Annotated in this window: 3 protein-coding genes and 1 pseudogene; all 4 read left to right on the top strand. The window is 34.3% G+C overall.

Features of this window, described 5'->3' with window-relative positions; translation table 11 throughout:
- Positions 1–18: 18 nt before the first annotated feature.
- Positions 19–507: pseudogene (locus CP367_RS10470) on the top strand (coenzyme F420-0:L-glutamate ligase); the annotation flags it as partial.
- Positions 508–532: 25 nt separating this feature from the next.
- On the top strand, positions 533–1033 hold the full coding sequence (locus CP367_RS10465; RefSeq protein WP_061204684.1) for a kinase: 501 nt from the start codon (positions 533–535) through the stop codon (positions 1031–1033).
- A 49-nt stretch (positions 1034–1082) separates the two neighbouring features.
- Entirely contained in the window at positions 1083–1844 is a 762-nt protein-coding gene (locus tag CP367_RS10460) for a nucleoside phosphorylase (protein WP_089146296.1), read from the top strand.
- Positions 1845–1875: 31 nt separating this feature from the next.
- Positions 1876–2640: a nucleoside phosphorylase gene (locus CP367_RS10455; RefSeq protein WP_013086308.1), complete on the top strand. Its 765-nt coding sequence runs from the start codon at positions 1876–1878 to the stop codon at positions 2638–2640.
- The last annotated feature ends 48 nt before the right edge of the window (positions 2641–2688 follow it).

The following is a 2688-nucleotide window of genomic DNA, read 5'->3' as shown; positions in this document are numbered from 1 at the left end:
AAGAATTTATACTGAACCATAATTAAAACAATTCAAAAAGAAGCTTTTACTATACATAATAATGATGTTTTATGTATTGCTTCTAAGTTGATTTCTAAATCTGCAGGTCTGTTTGTTGATTTAAAATCTATTAATCCAAGTCAATTAGCCTTACGTTTGCATCAGCAAATACCCCGAAAAGATCCAAGATTAATTCAAATTATCATTGATCAAACCAGTGATAAGAGTGGTAAGAAGCTGCAGACATCTAAGAACTTTATTGGCGGGTGGCTGCCGAATGGTTTGTTTTTAACTAGTGCAGGTGTAGATAAAATTGATGCTGGTATTTCTGGTTTAAGAAAAAGTCAGCATGAAGATAAAACTAATGTTGAAACTATCTGTGACATGCTAGCCGCTTCTGCAGGATTATTGATGGGGCAAAAAGGGAAAATGCTGCCTATTGTTAAAATTCATGGTATAGATTATACATTTGATAAGTTTGCAACAATTAGGGATGCAGTGAACTAGTTTTAAGAAAGTGAAGATTTCTATGATGACATCAAAATTAATTATAATTCGAGGAAACTCTGGCAGTGGCAAAACTACACTGTCTAAAGAAATTCATCGTCGATTGCCACACAATACACTATTGATTCCACAAGATACAGTTAGAAGAGAAATGCTGAATGTTAAAGACGGAGAAAAGACATTTGCTTTGCCATTATTAGAAAACTTGCTTGAGTATGGTTATCATCACTGTTCTTACACTATTTTAGAAGGTATCTTGAATGCGAAATGGTATGCTGATTTATTCAAAAAATCTCAGCAGCTTTTTGGTGATCAAATTTATGCCTATTATTTTGATATTCCGTTTGAAGAAACGATGAAACGCCATAAAACTCGTCATGAACATTCTTTTGGTGAAGAAAAAATGCGCTCATGGTGGAATGAAAAAGATTATCTTGGTTTTATTCCCGAGTATGCTTTTACTAGTCAGATGAATTTAGACGATGAAGTTGAAATTGTGATGAATGATATTAAAGTAGAGGACTAGCGATGGTTCGAGACTGTTTTAATGAGGATATTTAAGGGAGAGGATACACATGAATGAAGAACCATTTATTTTAAATATTGATTTAAATAAACAAGCTGTAATAGAGCCTGGCGTCGAAAAGTTACAGTATAAGTTTCATGAAAAATTGCTTTTTGCGTTTGTTCCAGATGATGAAATTAACTCTTTTTTAGATAAGCACTCTCATAAGACTTTGGGCAAATTTAAAACTGTTTCGTTTAGGCCTAAGGTATATGAAGTGGAAGTCAATAATCAACTAATTACGTTATGTCAAGCCCCAGTGGGAGCATCAGCTTCAACTAAATTTTTGGATTGGTTGATCAATTATGGAGTTAAACAAGTTTTATCTGTTGGAAATGCAGGAGCACTGGCTGATCTGCTTGAAAACACGATATTTGTTCCACAAAGAGCGATTCGCGGAGAAGGTACATCCTTTTATTACAAAGAAGCAAGTAAGATTATTGCATTAGATAAAAATTTTGTAAGAAGAGTTGAGAATGAAATAAAAAATTTAGGTTTCCAATATGAAGAGGGAACAACTTGGACAACAGATGGATTTTTTAGAGAAACACCTAATCAAGTTTTGCAAGCTAAAAAACTAGGTGCAAAAACTGTAGAAATGGAGTGCTCAGCTTTAGCTGCTTGTGCAGAATTTAGAAATATAAGTTTTGCACAAATTTTGTTTACTGCCGATAGTTTAGCTGATATGGATAACTATGATAAACGTAACTGGGGCCATGATTCATATAGCGTTAGCTTGAATATTGGATCTCAGGTATTAGCGAGTTTATGATAATATTTCAACTAAAAATGGAGTGTAAAATATGAACAAACAACCATTCATTTTAGACTTTGACAAAAATAAGCATGCAGTTCTTGAACCAAATCATGATCAAGAGCCATTTCAGTTTCATCCAAGATTGCTTTACGCATTCGTGCCGGAAAAAGAAATTAATGCATTTTTAGATCACCATTTTCACCGTACTTTAGGTGAATTTGAGTCATGTTCTTTTAATCCTAAAATTTATGAAGTTCAAATTAATAACGAATTTTTCACTTTGTGTCAAGCGCCCTTGGGAGCACCGGCAGCTGTACAGTTGCTTGAATGGCTAATTGCTTATGGAGTAGAAAAGGTGTTAACCATTGGAACAGCAGGTGCCTTAGTAGATTTACCTGAAAATGCGATGCTACTTCCAACACGTGCAATTCGAGATGAAGGGACATCTTTTCACTATATGAATCCTGGACAACTTGTGGAACTAGATTCTATATTTTTGAAGGAAGTAGAAAAGATTTTAGTTGAGCTAAATATAGAATATGACGAGATAACGACTTGGACAACAGATGGTTTCTTTAGAGAAACGCCTAAAAAAGTGGCACAATTTCGTCAGTTAGGCGCGTCAACTGTAGAAATGGAATGTGCAGCTTTAGCAGCATGTGCTCAGTTTAGAAAGATTGATTTTGCACAATTTCTTTTCACTGCAGATACTTTAGCTGATATGGATAATTATGATGAACGTGATTGGGGCGGTAAATCGCATAGTGTAGGTTTAAATATAGGTGCAAAGGTTTTAACAAAGATTAAATAAAGAAAAAGGAAGAAGTTGAAAGTAACTTTGATATGCGCCCCGAAATTC

Origin of the sequence: Lactobacillus sp. UMNPBX16 (genome assembly GCF_002553775.1) — a bacterium.
Classification (GTDB): domain Bacteria; phylum Bacillota; class Bacilli; order Lactobacillales; family Lactobacillaceae; genus Lactobacillus; species Lactobacillus crispatus.
Note: the sequence above shows the minus strand (reverse complement) of the source record. Positions and strands in the feature narration are given on the sequence as shown.

What these genes read in the sequence shown, in the direction of transcription:
- CP367_RS10455 (WP_013086308.1), top strand. Translation starts at nt 1,876, where the DNA reads ATGAACAAACAACCATTCATTTTAGACTTTGACAAAAATAAGCATGCA.
- CP367_RS10460 (WP_089146296.1), top strand. Translation starts at nt 1,083, where the DNA reads ATGAATGAAGAACCATTTATTTTAAATATTGATTTAAATAAACAAGCT.
- CP367_RS10465 (WP_061204684.1), top strand. Translation starts at nt 533, where the DNA reads ATGACATCAAAATTAATTATAATTCGAGGAAACTCTGGCAGTGGCAAA.